Raw genomic sequence first — 389 nt, forward strand, 5'->3', positions numbered from 1 at the left:
CTGCGGTAATGCGGCGGCCGTAGCCGGAGCGGTCAGGAGTATGGCGGCCAGCAATAACGCAACCCTCGGCCGGAAAGTCTTCATGATAAGTATCCTTTGCGCGATTAACGTGGCCCCAGGGGAAACCGGAGAGCCGTATAACCTCAACCGGTTATTTGTAGCGTAATGAATTCACCAGCCGGTCCCAGATTTCAATCATCTGCGCCTCGCTGTAGCGCGTCTTTTTGTACTCGCTGCTGAGGCCAATGTTAAGATGAGGTTTTTCAGGCGTGGCATCCCGCTCGTTGGCAGAAAGGATAAAATTATAGAAGGTGCTTTTTTCATCTTCGTTTGTTTCCTCGTTCCTGAGGGTCTGGTTACCACCAAACAGCCATGTTTCGGCGGGGATA

1 protein-coding gene is annotated in these 389 nt (G+C 52.2%); it reads right to left on the reverse strand.

Annotated features, from left to right (window positions below; all coding sequences use genetic code 11):
* Positions 1–151: 151 nt before the first annotated feature.
* Positions 152–389: T6SS immunity protein Tli4 family protein (locus AB6T85_RS23715; protein ID WP_369897060.1), on the reverse strand; the 238-nt coding region annotated here is incomplete at its 5' end.

It is taken from the genome of Erwinia aeris (assembly GCF_041224955.1).
Taxonomy (GTDB): Bacteria; Pseudomonadota; Gammaproteobacteria; order Enterobacterales; family Enterobacteriaceae; genus Erwinia; species Erwinia aeris.